The following is a 22,142-nucleotide window of genomic DNA, read 5'->3' as shown; positions in this document are numbered from 1 at the left end:
CTAGCTCCGTTTAGGAAGATCGGCGTCCCGCGACCTGGGGCTTTGCAACCGGCGCTGGTCTAAATGGAGCTAGCTCCATTTAGGAAGATCGGCGTCCCGCGACCTGGGCTCGCACCAGCGGTGCTGCGAACAGGCAGATCAGGAGCATCGCCGCGGCGAGCAGTACGTTGCCCATCTTGCCTACTGACGCCGACACCTGCTCCTCGGCAGGGCGCAGAGCCAGCGGTTCCGCGTCCGCGGGAGACGCCGGCGGCAGCTGGGTCACCGCGGCGAGCGGGTCGAGCGCGCCCCCGCTGGGTTGGGATGCGGCGTAGAGGTGCGCGCGCACCTCGGCGGGGTGCAGGTGCGGGTAGCGCTGCATGAGCAGGGCCGCAGTACCGGTAACGACCGGGGCGGCGAAGCTGGTGCCCGCGTACGGGGCGGGCCCGTTGTCGCTGTGGGTGCCGGTGGCAAACCCGGTGCCGTCGGAAGCCAGGGCGAGTGGGACCGTGCCCTGGGCGGACAGCGCCGGGCCGGGCACGCGGATGGAGTAGCCCGCGATGTCGTGTGAGCCCTCGCGGGCAGCGACGGCGAGCACGGTGGGCGAGTGCGCAGGGAAGACGGTGTAGCCCTGGGCGCACTCGCCGGACTCGTTGCCGGCTGCGGCGACGACCAGGACGCCTTCGACCTCGGCGCGCGCCAGTGCGGCGTCGAGGGGCTGGGTGTCGATGCGCTCGGCGATCTCGGGTGGTTGGCAGGAGACGACGGAGATGTTGATGATGTCGGCGCGCTCGTCGATGGCGTTGTGGATAGCGCTAGCAAGCGTGGCGAGCGAGCCCGCGCTGGGGTCGTCGCTTTCGCGGTCACGGTAGTGCGCGGAGGTCTGGCGGATGGCGATGAGCTCCGCGTCCGGTGCAACGCCGTGGGTATTCCCGGCGATGATGCCGGCGACGACGGTGCCGTGCGAGTCGCAGTCGGCAAACGGGTCGGGGTTGTCGTGGTCGACGAAGTCGCGGCCCGGGTGAAGGCGGGCGAGCTCGGGGTGAGGGTGGACGCCGGTGTCGATGACGGCGATGCGCACCCCATCGCCGGTGGCGAAGCGGTGCGCGCGGGCAATCGGATCGGTGCGCGCCTGCCGGGCCTGCTCATCGACGCTTGGCGGTGCCGGCGGGCTGGCGTGGACGGGCACGGCGCAGGCGTAGTCCTGAGCGTACGCAGTTGTGGCAAGCGGCAGCGGGGCGCACAGCAGCGCGGCTGCGGCAATGGCGGTGAAACGTTTCATGCTCACAGCCCCCTGATCAGCGCGAACAGTCCGGCGACGTGGAGCGCGAGCGGGAGCGCAGCGATGATGGCGGCGGTCTCCGCGCGCTCAAACCACACCACGGTGGTGGGTTCCAGCTCCGGCACGTTGCGTACCCAAATCGCGGCGGTCGCGGCGGTGAGCGTGACCAGCAGTGCCACCGCGATTGCCACGGGGTGCGGGCTGTCGGTGCGCGCCACGGCGAGCGCGCACGCGCACACCGCGCCGAGTGCGGCGGTGACAAGTGCTGCCCGGGGCACGGGGTAGTGGTGGCGGGAGGCGTAGATGCCCAGTGCTCCGGCGGTGCACACGGCAAGCGCGCACACCCACGCCCCGCCTGCCCAGGCAATGGCAAAAAGTGCAGGCAGCATGCTGGCGGCCACCGCACAGGAGATGGCGGCGACGAGCGTGATCGCACGTTGGCTGCGCTCGTCGACATCAGGCTGGTAGCCGTCGGCAGTCGCGAAGGCTTCGCCCGCGGTGGGCACGCGCGGGACCTTCAGACCCGCGGCGCGGGTGGCTACAGCCGGGGTGGAGAGGACGGTGAGGAGTCCGGCGAGCACCGTCAGCGCCGCCGGGGCTTGCGCGCTCGGCAGCCACACCCCGCACGCCCCGATGCTCAGCAGGACGCTTAACGTGACCGTGCACGCGGAGGCGAAAGGCCTGGCCAACCCGAGTACGGCACCGAGGACGACGAGCGCGCAGGCAGTTGCGGCTCCCGCGAAGACGCCGAGTGCCACATCGACGGGCTCCCACGCGCCGGGCAGACCTGCGACCCAGCAGGCCACCGAAATCGCCGCCACACCCGGCAGCGGGGCGAACAGCGTGGAGACGCGCGACAACACGGCCAGCGCAAACACGGCGAGCGCGCCCACACCGAGCGCGACAGGAAGGGAGGTGAACATCCCGGCGAGGACAGCCAGCCCGAGCACACCGGCGAAGCTGGCCAGGTGGGCCAGGCCTGTGGTGTCGCGGGTGCCGACGGCTGCCGCGGCAAGTGACTCGGCGGCGTCGCGAACCACTGGCGGCTCGATTGACTCTTGAGGCCTCAGGACGATCACGGCGCCGTCGCGAAGCTTGAGCTTGTGCAGCGGGGTGTGCATATCCAGCGGCGCGCCGCCGACGGTGGTGGCCTCCCACGGGCGGTGGATGCGCGGCAGGTCGACGAATGTGGCCAGCTCAGGCAGCACTTCCGCGAAAGTCGACGAGGTGGGCAATACCAGGTCGATGTCGCGGTGGAAGGACACGGCGGAAACGCGCACGGTCATGCGAACAATGTGATGGGCAGATGTAGCTACCAAGGAAAACCCCCGAAAAGTGTGTGCGCGAACCCCCATTTGCCGCGCGGTGTTTCCAAGTATGGCGTAAACTGCCGGGCACGTCCACAGCTCGCACGTCTGGTTCGGGGGAACCAGCGGCTGTGGCAGATCTTGGGGGGAATTTTTCGTGCTCGGAGTCGACCACAATCCGGTACTCGTGCCCACGCGCATGCCGCTTGCCGACGCCCCGCCGCTGCCCAGCGGCGCACTCCACGCAGAAGCTGTGCCCAACGCGCAGAAGCACCAGCCGCTGCCTCTGCTACGTATCCTGCTGCCGATCGTGATGATGGTGGCCGTCGGCGCGGTCATGGCGCTGATGCTGCTCTCCGGCAGAGCGATGGGGCCGATGATGTTGATCTTCCCGCTCATGATGGCCTTCGGGCTCATCGCCATGTTCCAGCCGCAGGAGCAGCAGAGCGATATCGACGAGACGCGGCGGGTCTACCTGCGACACCTGGACGCGCTGACCAAGCAGGCTCGCGCCAACGCGGTCAAACAGCGCGCCCACTTTTCCTACCTGCACCCGGAGCCGGCGATGCTGCTCACCGGGGTGGACAGCGCACGGGTGTGGGAGCGCGGCGCGGACACGCCAGAGGCGCTACAGGTGCGGCTCGGCACTGGTGCGATGGCGCTGTGCACGCCGGTGGAGGTGGACGATCCCGGCTCGCCGGAGGACCTCGACCCGGTATGCGCGGTGAGCTTGCGTCGGGCGGTCGCGGCGGTGGGCACCGTGCCCGGGATGCCGATCGTGGTGCAGCTGGCCGCCTTCCCCGCCATTACGCTCGCAGGGCCGCGCGCCCACGACGTGGCCAGTGCGGTGGTGTCGCAGCTGGCCTTCTTCCACGGCCCGGAGACAATTGGCCTTGAGCTGGAGCATGCGGCAATGCCGTGGGCGAAGTGGCTGCCGCACGCGCGCGAGCCGGAGCGCGCCCAGTTCCGCGTGGTGGTGGCGCAAGCGCGCCGGGGTGCCGACGATGCGGCGTTCGCGCCCGCGCACGCCAGCGCCGAGTGCGTGATCACGGTGGACGAGGACCCGGAGGCCTTCGTCAGCGAGCACGCCTTCCACGTCGTGTGCACAGACGAGCTGGCCGCGGTCACCGAGTCGGGCCGCGAGTATCTCGGCGTGCCCGATCCTTTTAGTGCTGAGGAGGCGGCACTGATCGCGCGCCACTTGGCCTTTTATCGACGCCCCACCGGTACCAGCAATGTGCGAAAAACCGGGGGCGACCTGCTCGCCATGCTGGGCATCGACGACATCGACGTGCTCGATGCAGCTACGATGTGGCCGGGCAGGGAGGGCACCCGTCAACGGCTCACCGTCCCCATCGGGGCCACGCCCGAGGGCGAGCCCGTCTACCTGGATCTGAAGGAGGCGGCCCACGGAGGTATGGGGCCGCACGGGCTGTGCATCGGGGCAACGGGATCCGGAAAGTCGGAATTGCTGAAAAGCCTGGTCGCAGCGCTCGTGGCCACGCATTCGCCAGAGGAGATCAACCTGGTGCTCGTCGACTTTAAGGGCGGGGCGACCTTCCTAGGCTGCGAGGGCCTGCCGCACACCTCGGCGGTGATTACCAACTTAGAGGACGAGGCCGTGCTGGTCGAGCGCATGTATGACGCGATCTCGGGGGAGATGCACCGTCGCCAAGAGCTCCTGCGCACCGCGGGCAACTACGCCAACATCACCTATTACACCGCCGCCCGCCTGCGTGGGGAGGAGCTCGCCCCGCTGCCCGCGCTGGTGATCATCGTGGACGAGTTCTCCGAGCTGCTCACCCAGCACCCGCACTTCGCGGAGCTCTTCGTGGCTGTGGGCAGGCTCGGCCGGTCGCTCGGGGTGCATTTGCTTCTGGCCTCGCAGCGTTTGGAAGAGGGCAAGCTGCGCGGGCTGGATTCGCACCTGTCGTATCGCATTGGCCTGAAGACCTTCTCTGCCGGCGAGTCGCGCCAGGTCCTCGGCGTGCCGGACGCCTACGAGCTACCGGGCGAGCCCGGCTCGGGCTTTCTCAAGGCGGGCTCGCCGGACCTGGTGCGCTTCCGCGCCTCCTACGTCTCCGGCGCGCTGACCCGGCGCGTCGCGGTGCGCGGTAGCTCGGAGGTTCCGACAGTTCGTCTCTTTGATGGCTGGGAGACGGCAGCCGCCGAAGCGGCGGCAGTGGACACAGTAGACACAGTGGACACCGTTGAAACCGTGGAGACGAGTACGACCTTTGAGGCGATCGTGAGCAAGGCGGGCGAGCTTGCCGCAGCGGACGGGATGCGTGCACACCAGGTGTGGCTGCCGCCGCTGCCGGATACGCTCGCGCTGCACGCGGTAAGCCCCGGCAGCCCTGTCGCGCAGACAGGCGCGGCGCTCACCGCGCCCGTCGGGCTCATCGACCTGCCCTACCGCCAGCGCCAGGATCCGCTGGTCATCGACTTGGGCGCGTCTGGCGGACACATCGCGATTGCGGGCGGGCCGCAGACCGGCAAGTCTGCCGCGCTGCGCACGATCGCGGCAGCACTCGCACTGGCGCACACGACCGACCAGCTGGCCATCTACGGCATCGACGCCGGCTCGGGCGGCCTCGACGACCTGGAGCGCCTCCCGCACGTCGCGGGTGTCGCGCTGCGCACGGACGAGGAGCGCGTGCGCCGCGTCGTCGATGAGGTGGTGGAGCTGTTGGACGCGGGGGAGGGCCGCGGTGGCGTCGAGAAGCACACCCTGCTGCTTCTCGACGGCTGGCACACCCTGTGCGCACCCGACTCCAAATTCGAAGACTTGAAGGAGCCGCTGGCGCGCATCGCCTCCGAAGGCCCTGCCGCGGGGGTGCACCTGGCGGTGACCACGCAGCGCTGGAACGCGATTCGGCCGAACGTGCGCGACCTGATTGGCACCCGCTACGAGCTGCACCTGACCGAGCCCATGGACTCGCTGATCGACCGCAAGCTGCAACAAAAGCTGCCCGCGAAGCCAGGTCACGGGCTGACCCCCGACGGCACGCACATGCTGTTCGCTCACGCGAATGCGCAGGATCTCGCGCACATCGCCGCGACCGCCGCCGGTCAGGAGCCGGTGCCGAAACTCAAGGTGCTGCCCACACACGTGCGCACCGCGGAGCTGGTCCAGGAGCAACCGCACGCTCTACCGATCGGGGTTGGCGGGCCGCGCCTTGCGCCGCTGCACAGCCAATCCGGGCACCTCCTGGCTATCGGGGCCGGCGGCGCCGGCAAATCCACCGTGATCGCCAGCGCTATTACCGCGATTCAAGCGATGGATCGCGAAGATGCCCGCATGGTGATCTGCGACCCGCGCCGGGCCCACCTCGGGCGCGCCGCAGACGACATGACGGCCGCCTACGCCGCCTCGTCCACCGCCATTGCCGAGGCGATCCGCGCGCTGGTGACCACGATGCGCGATCGGCTGCCCGGCTCAGACGTCACGCCCGCTCAGCTCGCTGATCGTTCCTGGTGGACCGGGCCTGATATTTACCTGGTCATCGACGATCTTGAGCTCGTCGGCGAGGAGCACTTACGCGAGGTGGTCGCGCTTTTGCCACACGCGCGCGACATCGGCCTGCACGTGGTTGCCGCCCGCAAGTTCGGCGGGGTGGCGCGCGCGATGTTCGGCGGCTTCCTCGGCGCGCTCAAAGACACCCACCCGGACGTGCTCATCATGGACGGCACCCGTGAGGAGGGCGCGCTCTTCGGAGTGAAACCAAAGCCGCAAGCTCCCGGCCGCGCCACCCTGGTACAAGCCGGGTCCACGCAAGGCACCGTCCAGCTGTGCGCGCCCTACGAGGAAGGAGCAACCCTATGACTCGCGCCGAGACCTCACACGACACAGATACCCTGCAAGTGCGCGTCACCGAGGACGCGACTGTCTTTAGCGGCGCCGCGAACCTGCGCCGCTGTGACGCGCCCACTGCCTTGGAAATCGCCACCTATATTCGCAGCGTCTTCGGGGACGAGCCTCACGGCGCGCACGTGCACCTCATCGCCCAAGAGCAGATGATCCACCTCATCGACCAGGCGCTCGCGGACTACGGCATCCACCTCACCGCCGAGCTGCCCGCTGATGAGGCACCCACCACCACGCTGCCCGCCGTGCACACGCCCGAGCCGCTGCCGGTTGCGCGCCCGCGCGATACCAGCGAAGACCACGAATCACGGCGCGCCATGTGGCTCATCGTCGGCCTGGTCGTCGTGGTGGCGGCCGCCTGCGGGCTCGTGTTGTGGTGGACGTTCGGGCCTTCGCTTGACGACGCCCACGAGACCGCCCCAGAACCAGCTCCCGCCCCGTCGAGCTCAGCCGCGCCGAGCACGGCCCCGCCGGAGCCCGAACCGGAAGTGCTCGAACAGGACGGGCTGAGCGTGCAGCTACCCGCCGGGTTCAGTATCGAAGAGGACGGGGACATGTGGCGGGCGGTAGGACCGGACCCCAACTTCCGCCTGCAGCTGAGTGTGGACGAGCGCTACAACGTGCCCGCCCAAGCGCTCGCGGAGCAGCTGCGCGAAGACATCGAGCGCGACCCCGAGGTGGAACTGGTGGGCACCGACGGGCACGCAGTGACGTATCTAGAGCGCGCGGCGGACGGCTCGCAGGCGCTATGGAAGACGTGGCCTGACGGTGCCGTACAGCTCTCGGTGGGGTGCCACACACGCTACGAGCCCACCAAAGTGCAGCAGGCGACGTGCACGATGGCGATGAATTCCGCCCGCTATACCCCGGAAAGCCGCAGCTCACAAGACCATGAGGGGGTGGTTGCCTTGGAAGGTTAAAAATTTTTCGCCTTTGAAGGGAACCGCAGGGCGTGTTTCAACGTCCAATATATGAACGGGAAACCGCCGCCGGCGGCCACTGTTTACAACCACACACATTCCACGCTTTCTATGAGGGGGAACCATGAGCAATTTTCAGACCGAAGCCGATGTGATGCGCTCCACGGCCGACCACGCCGACAACGTGAACGCCGACGTCAACCGTGAGATCGATCGCATCCAGGGGGTCGCCGAGTCTGTCCGTACCTTCTGGCAGGGCAGCGCTCAGCGCAGCTTCGATGGACTGATGGCAAGGTACGACGATGCGCAGCGTCGACTGACTGAGGCGCTGACTGACATCTCGCACAACATCCGCGACAACGCCAAGCACTACGAGCACGCCGACGTCTCTACGACCGAGAGCCTGGACAGCCTCTCAGGCTCCGCTGGCCTGGCCCTGTAATTCAAGAACACACACGCACCGAAAGGACACTGCTGACATGCACATTAAGTACGACTTCGGCCAGATCGGCAACACCGCGCAGGATATCCGCAGCTCCGCGGCCAACATCAACGGCCAGCTGAACGAGCTCAAGGAGGTCATCCGCCCGATGACCCAGACCTGGGAAGGCGAGGCGGCCACCAGCTACATGGCGCACCAGGCCAAGTGGGACCAGGCCGCGGCTGACCTCAACGAGATCCTCAACCAGATCGCCAACACCGTTGAGGACGGCAACAACACCATGCACGCAGTCAACAACGCCGCGGCGAACAGCTGGGGCTAGCGCCTTAACTGCTCGCCGGGCTGGGTATTTAGGAAGGAGGTGAGGCCAACTACCTGCGCTGCTGCGGGGGAAGTGGCGCGGGTACACACACCTGCGATTGTTCGTTAGTAAACATAGCTTCGGCGCCGCCGTCGGGATTGGGGGGGATCCCGCGGCGGCGTTGGGCTGTCTTCGGCAGGGGAGGGGACGACGCGGCGTCGGCAAGCGAAAGCTCTTTTTGGAGCTGGGCCGGACTTCGCGTAAGCTTATGCCCCTGTGTGTCCTGCCAACTTCGAAGTTGGTACCACGCCCATCGGGTCTCCACCGGCCGCCGTTGGGGGTGTGGGCACAAAAGATATGGCCGGCAGCCATCTAGACAGACTTTAAGGAGTCATGCATGTCTACTTACCACCCGAAGAGCGGTGACATTACCCGTAAGTGGTACGTCATCGACGCAACCGACGTGGTGCTGGGCAAGCTCGCTTCCACCGCAGCTGACATCCTGCGTGGCAAGCACAAGCCGCAGTTCGCACCGAACGTCGACACCGGCGATCACGTCATCGTGATCAACGCCGAAAAGATCCACATCTCCTCCAACAAGCGCGATCGCGAGATGCGTTACCGCCACTCCGGCTACCCGGGTGGTCTGAAGTCCATGACCCTGGGCCGCGCGCTGGACGAGCGTCCGGACCGCGTGATCGAGGAGGCTGTGAAGGGCATGATGCCGCACAACAAGCTTTCCCGTCAGTCCATCAAGAAGCTGCACGTCTTCGTCGGCGATGAGCACCCGTACGCTGCTCAGAAGCCGGAAACCTACGAGTTTAAGCAGGTGGCACAGTAATGACCGAGCCGAACACCAACGCAGAGAACAACGTTGCAGACGCTGGCGACATCGACGCCGCCACCGCCGCAACCGAGGAGTTCAACTACACCATCGGCGATGCAGTCGCACCCGAGGTTGACGAGTCCGAGGAGGCCGTCGCCGAGCCGGTGAACCTGCACGAGGGCCCGATCCAGACCGTGGGCCGCCGTAAGCGCGCCATCGCGCGTGTGACCGTCACCGAAGGCGACGGCACCATCACCGTCAACGGCCGCGAGTTCGAGGACTACTTCCCGAACAAGCTGCACCAGCAGGACATCCTGTCCCCGCTGACGCTGCTCGAGCGCGAGGGCCAGTTCACCATCAAGGCCACCCTCAACGGTGGCGGCCCGACCGGCCAGGCTGGTGCACTGCGTCTGGCTATCGCCCGCGCACTCAACGTGTACAACCCGGCTGAGCGCCCGACCCTGAAGAAGGCTGGCCTGCTCACCCGCGACGCACGTGCCGTCGAGCGCAAGAAGGCAGGTCTGCACAAGGCCCGTCGCGCACCGCAGTACTCCAAGCGTTAATCGCTTCCACTGCCAGGTGCTACGCCGCCGCCCCTCTCGCTGGGGTGGCGGCGTTTTGCCGTCTATAGGGGTGATTGGGCAGGCCCCGTGCCTGACCAGTGTCGGCCAGTACTGCATAATTGTGCCTATGACTCGAATGTTTGGAACTGACGGCGTCCGCGGACTGGCAAATGAGAAGCTCACGGCGCCTTTGGCAATGAAGCTCGGCGCGGCAGCCGCGACCGTGCTCACCCGCGACCGACGCTCCACCAAGCGCCGCCCAACCGCGCTGATCGGGCGCGACCCGCGCGTCTCCGGCGAGATGCTGGCCGCGGCCATGGCGGCGGGCATGGCCTCGAAGGGCGTCGACGTGCTGCGCGTCGGCGTCATCCCCACTCCGGGCCTGGCATTTCTTACCGACGACTACGGTGCCGACATCGGCGTGATGATCTCCGCCTCGCACAACCCGATGCCGGACAACGGCATCAAGTTCTTCTCCGCCGGCGGCAAGAAGCTGCCGGATGCCGTGGAGGACGAGATTGAGCAGACTATGGCCACCCTTGACGAGACAGGTCCGACCGGCACCGGCATCGGGCGCGTGATCGAGGAGGCTCCCGATGCGCAGGAGCGCTACCTGGCGCACCTAGCTGAGGCGATGACGACGGATCTGACCGGGATCAAGGTCGTCGTCGACTGTGCTAACGGCGCGGCTTCCGAGGTCGCACCGAAGGCCTACGCCGCCGCCGGCGCAGAGGTGGTTGCCATCTACAACACCCCGAACGCCTTCAACATCAACGACGGCTCGGGCTCCACCCACATGGACCAGGTGCAGGCCGCCGTCGTCGAGCACGGCGCCGACATCGGGCTCGCCCATGACGGCGACGCGGACCGCTGCCTCGCCGTCGACGCGGAGGGCAACATTGTCGACGGCGACCAGATCATGGCCATCCTCGCCACCGGTATGAAGGAGCGCAACTCCTTGACCGACAACACGCTGGTTGCCACAGTGATGAGCAACCTGGGCCTGAAGCTCGCCATGGAGCGCGAGGGAATCCACGTTGAGGAGACCGCGGTGGGCGACCGCTACGTGCTCGAGGCGCTCAACCGCGGCGACTTCTCGCTCGGTGGCGAGCAGTCCGGCCACATCGTCGTACCCTCGCACGCCACGACTGGCGACGGGACGCTGTCCGGCCTGCTTCTCATGGCCCGCATGGCGGAGACCGGCAAGACGATCGCTGAGCTCGCCGCTGTCATGCAAGTGCTGCCGCAGCAGCTGATCAACGTTCCGGTCTCTGACAAGTCCGCGATCATGAGCGACCCGGAGGTCATCGCGGCAAAGGAAGACGCTGAGGCTGAGCTGGGGGATACCGGCCGCGTCCTTCTGCGCCCGTCTGGCACCGAGGAGCTGTTCCGCGTGATGGTGGAGGCCTCCGACGAGAAGCACGCCCGCGAGGTCGCCGGTCGCCTCGCGGCAGTCGTCGCTGCGGTGTAGTCTGCGGGCATAAGGACCTCGTCCCCGGAAATTCTTTCGGGGACGAGGGAACCGCAGGGGGTCTGGCTGCGTCTAATAGGGGCCAGGAAAAATTTTGACAAGGTCCACAACGGTGGGCCGGGGGGATATTCGGGGGTGGAACTATGAGCGCATCGCAACACGGCGTTGGCGTTGATGTCGACGTCGATGCCGTACGTGCACGCTACACACGCGCTATCGGTGCCTATCGCGCAGCTGGGGAAGCACTTGCGGCGGACCCGGCGCAGGTCGCGCCAGACAGTTTCGGGCAGGGCTTTTCGCACCAGGGCGCGCGGATCGCGGCGGCGCTGTCGCGCATGGACGAAACGACGGCCGCATACCTGTCCACGCGGGCGCGGAACTGGGAACAGATCGTGCGGCTCAGCGGTGACGTTGCGCACCACGATGCGGGCAACGCCACAGGCTTTGCCGCGGGGGAGGCCAACCTATGAGTGCCGTTGAAGCAGAAGTACAGCGCGTTATGTCGCTGATCTGCGCTGCCCCCGCCTCGCCGGGGAAGCAAGCAGTGGCGCAAGGGATAGCCGACGATTTATTACAACAGATCGACCGGCTGCGCGGCCAGAATTTGAGTGGGTTCGCCTCTACGGGCGCGCAGCTGCAAGGCCGCTTCCAGCTCAGCGGGAGTGGCTCGGTCTATACCGGCTTGGATCGCTCAAAAACCAGGGCCGACGGTCCGATCGCGGACTTCATTTTCGGCGAGCCCGGGGCCAATCCGGGGGCCGAGGAGCGCTGGTTCGAAGAGCTGGGCATCACACAGCGAGAGGCCGAAGACGCCAACCGCGAGGCCGAGCACTTCAACCACGTCGACGAGGTCGGCTGTCAGATCCAAGCGTGCTGCAAGACGATCGAGGAGGTTTGCACCACCGGCGACATCGCCATGCAGGAAATCCTCTCACCGGCGTGCCGGATGCTGGAAATGATTGTGAAGTTTGGGTTCCCACAGCTGACCGACCAGGTCATCGACGTGGCAATCGGCGCACTCACCCAGGCGAGCGCGACGGCGAAGGACCGCAACTGCGTCATCGAGGACTGCCTCGAGGCCATCGCGAAGTGCGTGGAAGACGTCGCCGTGCAGCAGCCCGAGCCGCCGGTGGAGTACGACGGCAGCTGCGAGTGCGAGGGTGGCGGTACAGCAGCGACCGAGCCGGCGCAGACGCCCGCACCGAAACCGGCACCGAAACCAGCGCCTGAGCCTGCGCCGGAGCCGCCGCCCAAGCCCGCTGCGCCTGTTGATCCGCCTGCACCGCCTCCGGCACCGGAGCCGAAGCCAGCGCCGGAGCCGAGGGTGACGGAGTGCCCACGGCTGGAAACGCGCTGCGTCGACACCGCAAGTGTTGGCACCGCGGCCGCTTCCGCCGTTGCGGGGTTGGTCGGACAGCCCGCACCGGTCAATGTTGAGCTCAACTTCAACTTCGACATCGATGGCGCAATCAACGCAGGTATTGAAACCGTGGACTGCGAGACAGTAGAGCAGTTCCAGCCTCCAGCACCGCAGACCGAGACCGCCGCGTGGGTGGGCACGCTGGTGCAAGCCGGTGCGGCGGCAGTACTCGAGGGGCTGGACTGCTTCGCCGCCTCGCTGGAAGCGGTCGCGGAATGCCCAGGGGCCGAGTGCTGCACGCACGATGTGCCTGAAAACCCGGAACCGGAGCCTGAGCCCGAATGCCCGGAGCCTGTGCCCGAGCCGGAGCCAGCACCCGAGCCCGAGCCTGTGCCCGAGGATGGTGTGATCCCTCCACCGCCCGAGCTCTCACAGGTAGAGGAACCGGCCCCGCCGCCGAAGAAGCTGGAACACATCGAGAGTCCAGCCACCGAGGTAGCCCAGGTGCCGCCGGATCCGGCACCGGCCGATGCAACTGAAGACGCCAAGCAGACCGAACACACTGACAACGACACACCGGCAGCTGCGGACTCTGCGGAGCCGTGGGCCATGAAGAAGACAGGGGAATGGTGATGGATTTCGCAGAGTTTGCCGAGCAGTACCGGCGACGCACAGAGAAGCGCATGCTGGATTTCGAAGCGATGCTTCGTGACAACCAGCGCAAAATGGCCCAGACCGCGAAGTACCACGCGATGGCACAGGCGAACCCGGACAAGCCGCCGCTGGTTGTGCCGCGCGGCGAGTACAGCTACCCGCTACGGAATTCGAAGTTGCTGCAGCCTCCGGAAGACGGCAAGAAGCCGATCCGTGCGGTGCTGCGAAGGGAACCACCGAACGGGAGGCGTCCGCGGTAGGGGGCGTGAAAAATTCGACGAGGGGCTTCTCGCGAGCTGGGGTTATGCAAAAAACGGCCCGGAAAATGTTGAATCTTTCACTGGCTCACCGCAACCCGCGACAAACCCCAACAAACCAAACCCTAGAACAGCGAGAACCCGCTATCGTCGCGGCTTAGCCCGGCTGCCTCTGCCAGGTCATCACCCACCAGGGACTCGACGCCGCTGCCCGCGGCCTCGGGGTCGGAGTAGGCGGCGTACTTCTTCTCGCCAGCGAGCTGGTGGAGCAAGAAACCGGTGACCAGGCCTCGCGCGGTTTCCTGGATGCCGCGGTTGGATTTGCCCAGGCCGAGGACGCGCTTGAGCAGGCCGTCCTCGGAGAACTCCTGCTGGTCGCCCTTCTTAATAGTGCGGTAGCAGGCCTTGCCGGCCCAGTTGTAGGCCAGCTTCGCCGGGTTGCCCGGATTGAACAGGGCGTCAGCGTCCACACCGGGCCCGATGATCAGGCCGGGGACGAACAGGGAGCGGGCCGCCTGGGTAGAGGAGGGGGCGACGTTGGCGGGGTAGATGGATGCCACTGCGTGGACCTTTTCGTTGTCCACGGCGGCGAGGACGGCAGCGCCGCCGCCCATCCCGTGGCCCACGATGCCGAGCTTTTGCGGCGAGACGGTGATGTTGCCATTGCCCAGGCGCACGCCTGCGCAGATCTGCAGTGCGGTTTCTAGGTCGGCGGCGAACCCGGCGTGGTCCGGGCGCAGCCCGGTCTCTGTGTTCGGCGCTGCGGCGACGATACCCCAGCTGGCTAGGTGACGCAGGAAGCGGTGGTAATCGTCGACGTTCTTCGTCCAGTCGTGGCCGAAGGCGACTGCGGGCAGGTCGCGCCCCTCGGCGGGGGTGTAGACCTTGCCGGGCAGCCCGGTATAGCCCAGGTCGCCTTCGAGTACGCGGTGCGGGCCGCGCTTGGACAGTTCGGAGAAATTCTTCAGCTTCGCAGACACGCAGACAATGGTACTCGAGCACGCTTGGGCGCGTGGGCAACGCGTAGGTTAGTGTGGGCCGGAAAATGATTGGAGGATCGCTGATGCTTGGTGCGCTTTCGCTGGCGTTTGTGGATTCGGTGAACCTGTTGCTCATCGGCGTGATCGTGGCGGTGGGGATCATTGTGCCGCGCCATCAACCAAAATATGCGGCGATCGTGGCGCTGCTTATCGCGGGCGATTGGCTGGGGGTGGCAAGCCTGGCGCTGCTCATGCTCGCCATTTTCGACGGCCTCGGTCCCGTCGTCCAAAGCTTCGTTGAAGGCCCTATTTTTGGCATCCTCCTGCTGGTCACGGGTCTACTCACCGGGGTGCTGGCGCTCAAAGGCGGGGATAACTCGAAGCTTATCGCCACGGTGCTGCGACCGCTGCGTAAGCCGAACGCGCTGACAGTACTCACCGGCTTCGTCCTGGGCCTGGTGCAGTCGGCCACCTCCATTCCCTTTTATGGCGGGCTCGCCCTGCTATCGGCTGCGGGCATCGATCCGACGCTGCGCTACACCTCCCTGATCTTGTACGCGACGGTGGCGCTGTCCTTGCCAACCGTTTCGGCGCTGCTCGTGGGGTGGGTGCGCGCGAAGCCGGACAGTGCGGCGGGTCGCGGGTTTGCGTGGGCGCGCAAGAATCCGCGCCCGGTCACCCTGGGTGCTACCTGGGCTGTTGCTGCCATGCTGATTCTTCTGGGTGTGCTCCACCTGTTCTAGGTGCGCGATGGTGCACAATATGGCCATGCACCCTCTGGTTACTCGGATTGATCTGGACGCAATCGCGCACAACACCCGCTGCATCAGAACACATGTCGGCGACCGGCAGCTGATGTGCGTGATCAAAGCGGATGCGTACAACCACGGCGTCGACGCCTGCGTGCCCGTGATGGAGGCCAACGGCGCGGACGCGTTCGGCGTGGCCACCTTCGCCGAGGCGCGCGAGGTGGCCCGCCTCACCACCAAGCCTGTGCTCGCCTGGCTGTGGGCACCAGGGGAGGAGATCCCCGCCGGCATCGAGGTCGGTGCCCCAAGCATTGCGCACCTGCGCTCGCTTATCGACGCCGCGCCAACCCTCCCTACCCCGATTCCGGTCCACCTCGTCGTGGACACGGGGATGAACCGCTCCGGCATCGACGAGGAAGCCTGGGATGAGGCCTTCGCCCTCGCCGCCGAAGCAGAGGCCGCAGGCACGCTGCGAGTGAAAGGCATTATGAGCCACCTTGCCTGCGCGGACCAACCGGAGCACCCCTTTACCCAGGAGCAGCTCGAGACCTTCGAACGCGCTACCCAGGCGGCACGGCGCGCAGGTCTGCGCCCGGGGGTCACCCACATCGCGAACTCGTCTGGAGTGTGGACGCGTGAGGACGCGCACTTGGACCAGGTGCGCCCCGGCGTGAGCCTCTACGGCAGCGAGCCGGTTGCGGGCCAGGACCACGGGCTGCGCCCCGCGATGAGTTGGGTTGCGCGCGTGGTGGCGGTCAAGCCGATTGCCCGCGGCGAGTCCGTGAGCTACGGGCTGACCTGGCAAGCCCCGGAGGATGGCTACACCGCGCTCATTCCGGCTGGTTACGCCGACGGGATTAGCCGCTCGTGGCAGGGGCGCTTCGGGGGGACGATCGACGGGCAGTGGTACCCGCAGGTGGGACGTGTGTGCATGGACCAGATCGTCGTGTGGTTGGGCAGCGCGGAACCGCAGGTGCGCGCGGGCGACGAAGCGATCCTGTTCGGTCCCGGCGGCATGAGCGCGGACGAGCTGGCCACGGCCACCGGCACGATCAGCTACGAGGTGCTGTGCGCGCCCAAGGGCAGGACGGTGCGGGAGTATGTTGGGCGGGGGTAAACGGGGCGTCGAGAAGCGATACGCGAGGAGGACACGTGCGAAGAGTGTGTGAGACTGCGGCCGAGACCAAAGCCCTGGGCCGTGAGCTCGGCGCGGAGCTTAGCGCGGGCGATGTGGTGATCCTGGACGGGCCGCTGGGCGCGGGCAAGACGACGCTGACGCAGGGCATCGCCGAGGGGCTCGGGGTGAAGGGGCGGGTGACCAGCCCGACCTTCGTGATCGCGCGCGAGCACGCCTCGCGGACCGGCGGCCCGGGGCTGATCCACGTGGACGCCTACCGGCTGCTTGGCGAGGGCTCCAGCGGCGACCCGCTCGGCGAGCTCGACGCGCTGGACTTGGACACGGAGCTTGACCACGCGGTGGTGGTCGCCGAGTGGGGCGGGGGACTGATCGAACAGCTCAGCTCCGCGTATCTTCTTGTATCGCTGGATCGCGAAACGCTGGTGCGCGAGAACCCGGAGTCGGAAGGTCGCATCATCACCTGGCAGTGGCAGGGCACACCGAAAACTGGCGATAAGGCAACGGGGATGTAGGCTTTAGCCCATGCTAAAGCTCTCCAACACCAGTCGTGGATGGGTAGCGCTTGCCTGCGCTCTGTGGGTCGTGCTGCTCGTCGCCATGATTTTCATTCCTCTGTCCAACAAGAACGCGCAGGCCGCAGGCGTCACGCCGACGAACTCCCTGACGCGCTCCGTCTCCCAGCTCAACCCGCAGGGCGACGCCTTGGCTGCGCAGATGATCGACGCCTCGCGGGTGTACGACGCGGAGAAGTACGTCGGATTCACCACCCTGTGCCCGGCCGAGCCGCAGGAGCTGCGCGACAGCAAGCTGGAGGCCTTCCACGCCACCGCTGACGAGCTCGAGCTGGACGAGAACACCGGCTACATGGTGCTTCTGCCTGCCGACGAGAACGCCAAGGCCGACTTTGACAAGGTCGACCTGCGCAACATCGATATCTGCCAGCAGCCCGCAATGGCGGCATACCCGCTGCAGAGCCCGCTGATCGTGGCGAAGCAGAACGGCCAGTGGGTCCTGGGGCTGACGCAGTAATGCGCGTGCTCGCCCTCGACACGGCCACTACCGAGCTTGTCGCGGGCCTGGCTGCAGTCTCCGCCACCGTATCCGGTGGCGTCGACGAGCCAAACGCCGTCGACGTCATCGCCGAGAAGGTCGTCTCCACCCGCGCCCACAACGAGCTGCTCATTCCGACCATTCAGGAACTGCTCGCGGGCGCGGGCCTTGCCTTTTCGGACCTCGAGGCGATCGTGGTCGGCTGCGGCCCCGGCCCGTTTACCGGCCTGCGCGTCGGCATGGCTACCGCGCAGGCGCTGGGCCAGGCGCTGGGGATCCCGGTCTACGGCGTGGTCACCCACGACGCGGTGGCCCACGGTGTGGACGCGCAGTCTGCGCTAATCGTCACCGACGCCCGCCGACGCGAGGTGTACTGGGCGCGCTACGAGAGCGGCCAGCGCGTCGCCGGACCCGAGGTTGTCAAACCCGCGGAGCTGGACTGCCCGGCCGTGGACGTGTGCTCGGTCCCGGAGCAGCTTGCCCCGCAGTTGGGCGTCGACGCGGGCGAGGTGACCTACCTTCCGCCGCACACGGCTGGTCTGGTCGCCGCCGCAGACTTTTCGGTACCGCCGGCCTCGCTCGTGCCGCACTACCTGCGCCGTCCCGACGCGGTGCCGCCGAAGCAGAAGCCGCGTTCGCCCGCCCTGCCGGACGTTGACGTAAAGAAGCTGGGCTAGCCGTGGAATTTCGCGAGCTTGGCCCTGCACACGCCCCGCGCATCGCGGAGCTGGAGGCGCTCCTGTTTCAAGGCGATCAGCCGTGGACGGAATCGATGGTGCGCGCGGAGCTTTCCCAGCGATACACCTTCTACGTTGGTGCCTTTGAAGACGGTACTGAGACGCTCGTCGGCTACGCGGGTGTGGCCATGCTGGGGCCGAAAGAGGATCCGGAGTTTGAGATCCACACCATCGGCGTGGACCCCGCCTACCAGCGCCGAGGCGTGGGCCGCGCGCTGATGGACCAGCTCGTCCACACCGCGGACCTGCTCGACGGGCCCATGTTTCTAGAGGTGCGCACCGATAACGTGCCGGCGCTGCGCATGTACGAGGACTACGGTTTTGTCACCACCGGCGTGCGCAAGAACTACTACCAGGCCTCCGGCGCGGACGCGTACGCGATGATGCGCCCGCGCAAGAGCGCTACCAACGAGACAGAAAGGTAAGTGCCACCCATGATCGTGCTCGGGATTGAATCCTCCTGCGATGAGACAGGCGTGGGCATCATTCGCCTGCATGAGGACGGAACGATGGAGGTCCTCGCGGATGCGGTCGCGTCCTCGATGGAGCAGCACGCCCGCTTCGGCGGCGTGGTGCCGGAGATCGCCTCGCGCGCGCACCTCGAGGCCATGCCGCAGGTGATGGAGGCCGCGCTCAAACAAGCCGGTGTGGAGAAGCCGGACGCGGTGGCGGCCACCGTGGGCCCGGGCCTGGCTGGCGCGCTGCTGGTCGGTGCTTCGGCGGCGAAGGCGTATGCGGCCGCGTGGGGTGTGCCCTTCTACGGGGTCAACCACCTCGGCGGCCACGTCGCGGTGGCGAACCTGGAGGGCGAGTCCGCGCTGCCGCACTCGGTGGCGCTGTTGGTCTCCGGCGGGCACACACAACTCCTCGAGGTCGAGGCGGTCGGCCGCCCGATGCGCGAGCTGGGCTCGACGCTTGACGACGCCGCGGGGGAGGCCTACGACAAAGTCGCCCGTCTCCTCGGCCTCGGCTACCCGGGCGGCCCGGTGGTGGACAAGCTGGCGCAAGCCGGTGACCCGGAAGCGATTGCGTTCCCGCGCGGGCTGTCGAAGGCCCAGGACTTGCGCGGCGAGCACCGCTACGACTTCTCCTTCTCCGGGCTGAAGACCGCGGTGGCCCGCTACGTGGAGGCCGCAGAGCGAGAAGGTCGTGTAGTGAGCATGGAGGACGTCTGCGCGTCCTTCCAGGAGGCGGTCTGCGACGTACTGACCGCAAAGGCCGTGATGGCCTGCGAAGACACCGGCGCGTCGACCCTGCTGCTCGGTGGCGGGGTGGCGGCGAACTCCCGGCTGCGTTCGCTCGCCGCCGAGCGCTGCGAGGCCCGCGGGATCGAGCTGCGCGTGCCGCGCTTCGGGCTGTGCACGGACAACGGTGTGATGATCGCGGCGGTGGCCGGCCAGCTCATCCACGAGGGGGCAGAGCCTTCGCCGCTGTCGGCGGCGACGGATACCTCGCTCGAGGTGGAAACGCCGCTCGTCGGGGCCTAACTTCAGGCCCGTGACGTGCGGGAAAATTTCATGCACTGCGAGCGTGGGTGGAAGCGGCTATGTTCACTAGCAAGTAGGCCCTTTTGATACACCACGGAGGTTGCAGCGGCCATGAGTGAGCTTTCCCACACCCCGGAGTACACGACGAACGCCGAGCAGGCGGACCGGGAGCGCTTCGGCTTCCTGGTGAACCCGGATCTGACGTACCGGCGCATCGTGTTTGATGAGGACACGGCGCGGAACTTCCTCGGCGGCATTGAGGACGATTTTGTCGACGTGGCGTTTGAGCAGGAGGGCAACCGCTTCCACGCCCTGTTCAACCCGGATGCCCGCGCACAGGGCGCGGAGCCGAACCCGGTGGCCTCGCTGGCGCGCAACACCGCGGCGACGAACAACCCGGCGTTTCTTACCGATCCCACTCGCGCGATCTGCGGGCCGGTGATCTTTACCAATCGCGAAGGCAAGAGCGTGGAGGAGCGCACTATCGCGTCGGTGGACCAGGCGATCCGTGCCGTGGAGAACTACCGTGAGGACAACCCGGAGGAGTACGAGCTCTGGCGCAACGCCGTGCTCAATGCGACGCACACCCAGTAGTCTGGCGTTGCCGGGGGAGTGATGTTGTGGCTTAGCACTCACGTGGGTAGAGTGCTAAACAGGTTGTGTAGAGCACAGTTGTTCACCCGCGACGACGGCTGCGCATCGAGACAATCGTTACAACTGCAAATCCTAAATAAGGATTGCAACGCAACATCTACGAAAGGTCACCAAGGTAAACGATTATGGCAAACGTCAATATCAAGCCGCTGGAAGACAAGGTCCTCGTGCAGATCGCTGAGGCTGAGACCACCACCGCCTCTGGCCTGGTTATCCCGGACTCCGCTGCAGAGAAGCCGCAGGAAGCCGTCGTCATCGCTGTTGGCCCGGGCCGCCTGGACGACAACGGCAACCGCATCGCCCCGGACGTGAAGGAGGGCGACACCGTCGTGTTCTCCAAGTACGGCGGCACCGAGCTGAAGTACAACGGCGAGGAGTACCTCCTCCTGTCGGCTCGCGACCTGCTCGCTGTCGTCGAAAAGTAAGCGAAGGGGGCTGAAGCCACCAATGGCAAAACTTATTGCATTTGACCAGGAGGCCCGCGAGGGCATCCAGCGCGGCGTGGACATCCTCGCTGACGCGGTAAAGGTCACCCTCGGCCCGCGCGGCCGCAACGTGGTTCTCTCCAAGTCCTGGGGCGGGCCGACCGTGACCAACGACGGCGTGACCATCGCCCGCGACATCGATCTGGAAGATCCTTTTGAAAACCTCGGTGCGCAGCTGGTCAAGTCCGTCGCTGTGAAGACGAACGACATCGCCGGTGACGGCACCACCACCGCGACCCTGCTGGCGCAGGCACTCGTGGCGGAGGGGCTGCGCAACGTCGCTGCGGGCGCGAACCCGATCGAGTTGAACAAGGGCATTTCCGCGGCTGCGGAAAAGGTCGTCGAGGAGCTGCGCGAGCGCGCCACCCCGGTGTCCGCTTCCGCGGAGATCGCAAACGTGGCTACCGTCTCCTCCGGCGACCCGGAGGTCGGCGAGATGGTCGCCGGCGCGATGGACAAGGTGGGCAAGGACGGTGTGCTCACCGTCGAGGAGTCCCAGTCCATCGAGTCCTACGTGGACCTGACCGAGGGTATCTCCTTTGACAAGGGCTTCCTGTCGCCCTACTTCATGACGGACCCGGACGCAGGCCAGGCCGTGCTGGATGATGCGCGCGTGCTGCTGGTGCGCAACAAGATCTCTTCCCTGCCGGACTTCCTGCCGCTGCTGGAGCAGATCGCCGAGTCCTCGGTGCCGCTGCTGATCATCGCGGAAGACGTCGAGGGTGAGCCGCTGCAGACGCTCGTGGTCAACACGATGCGCAAGTCGCTCAAGGTCGTCGCCGTCAAGGCTCCGTACTTCGGCGAGCGCCGCAAGGCCTTCATGGACGACCTCGCCGTGGTCACCCAGGCCACTGTGATCGACCCGGAGGTGGGCGTCAACCTCAAGGACGCCACCCCGGAGCACCTCGGCCGCGCACGCCGCGTCACCGTGACGAAGGATGACACCGTGCTTGTCGACGGGGCGGGGACGCTCGAGGCCATCGAGGATCGTCGCGAGCAGATCCGCCGCGAGATCGAGACGACCGACTCCACCTGGGATCGCGAGAAGGCGGAAGAGCGCCTGGCCAAGCTGTCCGGTGGTGTGGCCGTGATCCGCGTCGGTGCCGCGACCGAGACTGAGGTCAACGAGCGCAAGCTGCGCGTCGAGGACGCCATCAACGCCGCACGCGCTGCCGTGCAGGAGGGCGTGATCGCCGGTGGCGGTTCCGCGCTCGTGCAGATTGCCAAGGAGCTCGAGGCTTACGCCGAGGAGTTTGCTGGCGAGCAGAAGACCGGCGTGCTGGCCGTTGCCCGCGCGCTGCGCAAGCCCGCCTTCTGGATCGCTGACAACGCGGGCCTGGACGGCTCCGTGGTCGTGTCCAAGATCGGCGAGCTGAGCAACGATGAGGGCTTCAACGCCGCGACGCTGGAGTACGGCAACCTTGTCGAGCAGGGCATCATCGATCCGGTGAAGGTGACCCACTCTGCTGTGGTTAACGCCGCGTCGGTTGCCCGCATGGTGCTCACCACGGAAGCCTCCGTGGTGACCAAGCCGGCAGAAGAGGAAGAAGCTGCGGGCCACGCAGGCCACGCGCACTAATTCTTCTTCGCGCACGAAGCGCTGCCGGAGCCCCTTGTTGTGAAGAGGGTTCC

At 66.8% G+C, this 22,142-nt stretch carries 23 protein-coding genes; 20 read left to right on the top strand and 3 right to left on the bottom strand.

Features of this window, described 5'->3' with window-relative positions; all coding sequences use genetic code 11:
• Positions 1-79: 79 nt before the first annotated feature.
• Positions 80-1,261 (bottom strand): S8 family serine peptidase, encoded by a 1,182-nt coding sequence (locus tag HMPREF2550_RS04525; RefSeq protein WP_070789991.1) that lies wholly within the window; start codon positions 1,259-1,261, stop codon positions 80-82.
• Positions 1,262-1,263: 2 nt separating this feature from the next.
• Complete coding sequence (eccD, locus tag HMPREF2550_RS04520) at positions 1,264-2,547, bottom strand: type VII secretion integral membrane protein EccD (RefSeq protein WP_070789988.1); 1,284 nt, start codon at positions 2,545-2,547, stop codon at positions 1,264-1,266.
• A gap of 178 nt (positions 2,548-2,725) precedes the next feature.
• On the opposite strand from eccD, the gene eccCa reads away from it, so the two are divergent.
• The 10 genes from eccCa (at position 2,726) to HMPREF2550_RS04470 (ending at position 13,233) form a co-directional block, all read left to right on the top strand.
• Positions 2,726-6,394 carry a type VII secretion protein EccCa gene (gene eccCa / locus HMPREF2550_RS04515; protein WP_070789987.1) on the top strand — a complete coding sequence of 1,223 codons (3,669 nt, stop codon included), beginning with the start codon at positions 2,726-2,728 and terminating at the stop codon, positions 6,392-6,394.
• Positions 6,391-7,356, top strand: a complete 966-nt coding sequence (locus HMPREF2550_RS04510; RefSeq protein ID WP_070789986.1) for a type VII secretion-associated protein — start codon at positions 6,391-6,393, stop codon at positions 7,354-7,356. The genes eccCa and HMPREF2550_RS04510 overlap by 4 nt, the downstream gene beginning before the upstream one ends.
• Before the next feature lie 124 nt (positions 7,357-7,480).
• Positions 7,481-7,798 (top strand): WXG100 family type VII secretion target, encoded by a 318-nt coding sequence (locus tag HMPREF2550_RS04505; RefSeq protein ID WP_070763227.1) that lies wholly within the window; start codon positions 7,481-7,483, stop codon positions 7,796-7,798.
• A 37-nt stretch (positions 7,799-7,835) separates the two neighbouring features.
• Positions 7,836-8,120, top strand: a complete 285-nt coding sequence (locus tag HMPREF2550_RS04500; protein WP_038588490.1) for a WXG100 family type VII secretion target — start codon at positions 7,836-7,838, stop codon at positions 8,118-8,120.
• A 376-nt stretch (positions 8,121-8,496) separates the two neighbouring features.
• Positions 8,497-8,940 (top strand): 50S ribosomal protein L13, encoded by a 444-nt coding sequence (gene rplM, locus HMPREF2550_RS04495; RefSeq protein WP_070789982.1) that lies wholly within the window; start codon positions 8,497-8,499, stop codon positions 8,938-8,940.
• Positions 8,940-9,488 (top strand): 30S ribosomal protein S9, encoded by a 549-nt coding sequence (rpsI, locus tag HMPREF2550_RS04490; RefSeq protein WP_038588496.1) that lies wholly within the window; start codon positions 8,940-8,942, stop codon positions 9,486-9,488. The genes rplM and rpsI overlap by 1 nt, the downstream gene beginning before the upstream one ends.
• Positions 9,489-9,615: 127 nt before the next feature.
• Positions 9,616-10,959 carry a phosphoglucosamine mutase gene (gene glmM / locus HMPREF2550_RS04485; RefSeq protein WP_070789981.1) on the top strand — a complete coding sequence of 448 codons (1,344 nt, stop codon included), beginning with the start codon at positions 9,616-9,618 and terminating at the stop codon, positions 10,957-10,959.
• A 143-nt stretch (positions 10,960-11,102) separates the two neighbouring features.
• The gene (locus tag HMPREF2550_RS04480) at positions 11,103-11,429 is read left to right on the top strand and encodes a hypothetical protein (RefSeq protein ID WP_070789979.1); all 327 of its coding nucleotides are present in this window, start codon (positions 11,103-11,105) and stop codon (positions 11,427-11,429) included.
• Positions 11,426-12,952 (top strand): hypothetical protein, encoded by a 1,527-nt coding sequence (locus HMPREF2550_RS12240; RefSeq protein ID WP_168167684.1) that lies wholly within the window; start codon positions 11,426-11,428, stop codon positions 12,950-12,952. Before HMPREF2550_RS04480 ends, HMPREF2550_RS12240 begins: the two co-directional genes overlap by 4 nt.
• The gene (locus HMPREF2550_RS04470; protein ID WP_141757819.1) at positions 12,952-13,233 is read left to right on the top strand and encodes a hypothetical protein; all 282 of its coding nucleotides are present in this window, start codon (positions 12,952-12,954) and stop codon (positions 13,231-13,233) included. The genes HMPREF2550_RS12240 and HMPREF2550_RS04470 overlap by 1 nt, the downstream gene beginning before the upstream one ends.
• Before the next feature lie 122 nt (positions 13,234-13,355).
• Here HMPREF2550_RS04470 and HMPREF2550_RS04465 read toward each other — a convergent pair whose 3' ends face one another.
• The gene (locus HMPREF2550_RS04465) at positions 13,356-14,210 is read right to left on the bottom strand and encodes a poly(ethylene terephthalate) hydrolase family protein (protein WP_070789976.1); all 855 of its coding nucleotides are present in this window, start codon (positions 14,208-14,210) and stop codon (positions 13,356-13,358) included.
• A gap of 83 nt (positions 14,211-14,293) precedes the next feature.
• Here HMPREF2550_RS04465 and HMPREF2550_RS04460 point away from each other — a divergent pair, with 83 nt between their 5' ends.
• The 10 genes from HMPREF2550_RS04460 (at position 14,294) to groL (ending at position 22,089) form a co-directional block, all read left to right on the top strand.
• Positions 14,294-14,953: a hypothetical protein gene (locus HMPREF2550_RS04460; protein ID WP_038588514.1), complete on the top strand. Its 660-nt coding sequence runs from the start codon at positions 14,294-14,296 to the stop codon at positions 14,951-14,953.
• A 25-nt stretch (positions 14,954-14,978) separates the two neighbouring features.
• On the top strand, positions 14,979-16,076 hold the full coding sequence (alr, locus tag HMPREF2550_RS04455) for an alanine racemase (RefSeq protein ID WP_070790215.1): 1,098 nt from the start codon (positions 14,979-14,981) through the stop codon (positions 16,074-16,076).
• A 35-nt stretch (positions 16,077-16,111) separates the two neighbouring features.
• Positions 16,112-16,609: a tRNA (adenosine(37)-N6)-threonylcarbamoyltransferase complex ATPase subunit type 1 TsaE gene (tsaE, locus tag HMPREF2550_RS04450; RefSeq protein ID WP_070789974.1), complete on the top strand. Its 498-nt coding sequence runs from the start codon at positions 16,112-16,114 to the stop codon at positions 16,607-16,609.
• A gap of 10 nt (positions 16,610-16,619) precedes the next feature.
• Complete coding sequence (locus HMPREF2550_RS04445) at positions 16,620-17,126, top strand: hypothetical protein (protein ID WP_070763211.1); 507 nt, start codon at positions 16,620-16,622, stop codon at positions 17,124-17,126.
• Positions 17,126-17,824, top strand: a complete 699-nt coding sequence (gene tsaB, locus HMPREF2550_RS04440; protein ID WP_070789972.1) for a tRNA (adenosine(37)-N6)-threonylcarbamoyltransferase complex dimerization subunit type 1 TsaB — start codon at positions 17,126-17,128, stop codon at positions 17,822-17,824. The genes HMPREF2550_RS04445 and tsaB overlap by 1 nt, the downstream gene beginning before the upstream one ends.
• Before the next feature lie 2 nt (positions 17,825-17,826).
• Entirely contained in the window at positions 17,827-18,309 is a 483-nt protein-coding gene (rimI, locus tag HMPREF2550_RS04435) for a ribosomal protein S18-alanine N-acetyltransferase (protein ID WP_070789970.1), read from the top strand.
• Between the two features lie 9 nt (positions 18,310-18,318).
• Entirely contained in the window at positions 18,319-19,371 is a 1,053-nt protein-coding gene (gene tsaD / locus HMPREF2550_RS04430) for a tRNA (adenosine(37)-N6)-threonylcarbamoyltransferase complex transferase subunit TsaD (RefSeq protein ID WP_070789969.1), read from the top strand.
• 111 nt (positions 19,372-19,482) lie between these two features.
• On the top strand, positions 19,483-19,965 hold the full coding sequence (locus HMPREF2550_RS04425) for a hypothetical protein (protein ID WP_246819760.1): 483 nt from the start codon (positions 19,483-19,485) through the stop codon (positions 19,963-19,965).
• A gap of 185 nt (positions 19,966-20,150) precedes the next feature.
• A complete protein-coding gene (groES, locus tag HMPREF2550_RS04420) occupies positions 20,151-20,450 on the top strand; it encodes a co-chaperone GroES (RefSeq protein WP_070789965.1) in 300 nt (99 codons plus the stop codon).
• Positions 20,451-20,472: 22 nt separating this feature from the next.
• Positions 20,473-22,089: a chaperonin GroEL gene (gene groL / locus HMPREF2550_RS04415; protein WP_070789963.1), complete on the top strand. Its 1,617-nt coding sequence runs from the start codon at positions 20,473-20,475 to the stop codon at positions 22,087-22,089.
• Positions 22,090-22,142 lie beyond the last annotated feature (53 nt).

The sequence above is a fragment of the Corynebacterium sp. HMSC074A01 genome (assembly GCF_001831515.1).
Classification (GTDB): Bacteria; Actinomycetota; Actinomycetes; order Mycobacteriales; family Mycobacteriaceae; genus Corynebacterium.
Note: the sequence above shows the minus strand (reverse complement) of the source record. Positions and strands in the feature narration are given on the sequence as shown.

Coding starts and splice junctions, on each gene's coding strand:
- HMPREF2550_RS04525 (WP_070789991.1), bottom strand. CDS start 1,261: ATGAAACGTTTCACCGCCATTGCCGCAGCCGCGCTGCTGTGCGCCCCG.
- groES (WP_070789965.1), top strand. CDS start 20,151: ATGGCAAACGTCAATATCAAGCCGCTGGAAGACAAGGTCCTCGTGCAG.
- tsaD (WP_070789969.1), top strand. CDS start 18,319: ATGATCGTGCTCGGGATTGAATCCTCCTGCGATGAGACAGGCGTGGGC.
- HMPREF2550_RS04480 (WP_070789979.1), top strand. CDS start 11,103: ATGAGCGCATCGCAACACGGCGTTGGCGTTGATGTCGACGTCGATGCC.
- HMPREF2550_RS04445 (WP_070763211.1), top strand. CDS start 16,620: ATGCTAAAGCTCTCCAACACCAGTCGTGGATGGGTAGCGCTTGCCTGC.
- HMPREF2550_RS04460 (WP_038588514.1), top strand. CDS start 14,294: ATGCTTGGTGCGCTTTCGCTGGCGTTTGTGGATTCGGTGAACCTGTTG.
- HMPREF2550_RS04425 (WP_246819760.1), top strand. CDS start 19,483: ATGAGTGAGCTTTCCCACACCCCGGAGTACACGACGAACGCCGAGCAG.
- eccD (WP_070789988.1), bottom strand. CDS start 2,547: ATGACCGTGCGCGTTTCCGCCGTGTCCTTCCACCGCGACATCGACCTG.
- alr (WP_070790215.1), top strand. CDS start 14,979: ATGCACCCTCTGGTTACTCGGATTGATCTGGACGCAATCGCGCACAAC.
- HMPREF2550_RS04510 (WP_070789986.1), top strand. CDS start 6,391: ATGACTCGCGCCGAGACCTCACACGACACAGATACCCTGCAAGTGCGC.
- rplM (WP_070789982.1), top strand. CDS start 8,497: ATGTCTACTTACCACCCGAAGAGCGGTGACATTACCCGTAAGTGGTAC.
- HMPREF2550_RS04470 (WP_141757819.1), top strand. CDS start 12,952: ATGGATTTCGCAGAGTTTGCCGAGCAGTACCGGCGACGCACAGAGAAG.
- HMPREF2550_RS12240 (WP_168167684.1), top strand. CDS start 11,426: ATGAGTGCCGTTGAAGCAGAAGTACAGCGCGTTATGTCGCTGATCTGC.
- rpsI (WP_038588496.1), top strand. CDS start 8,940: ATGACCGAGCCGAACACCAACGCAGAGAACAACGTTGCAGACGCTGGC.
- HMPREF2550_RS04505 (WP_070763227.1), top strand. CDS start 7,481: ATGAGCAATTTTCAGACCGAAGCCGATGTGATGCGCTCCACGGCCGAC.
- HMPREF2550_RS04500 (WP_038588490.1), top strand. CDS start 7,836: ATGCACATTAAGTACGACTTCGGCCAGATCGGCAACACCGCGCAGGAT.
- tsaB (WP_070789972.1), top strand. CDS start 17,126: ATGCGCGTGCTCGCCCTCGACACGGCCACTACCGAGCTTGTCGCGGGC.
- groL (WP_070789963.1), top strand. CDS start 20,473: ATGGCAAAACTTATTGCATTTGACCAGGAGGCCCGCGAGGGCATCCAG.
- glmM (WP_070789981.1), top strand. CDS start 9,616: ATGACTCGAATGTTTGGAACTGACGGCGTCCGCGGACTGGCAAATGAG.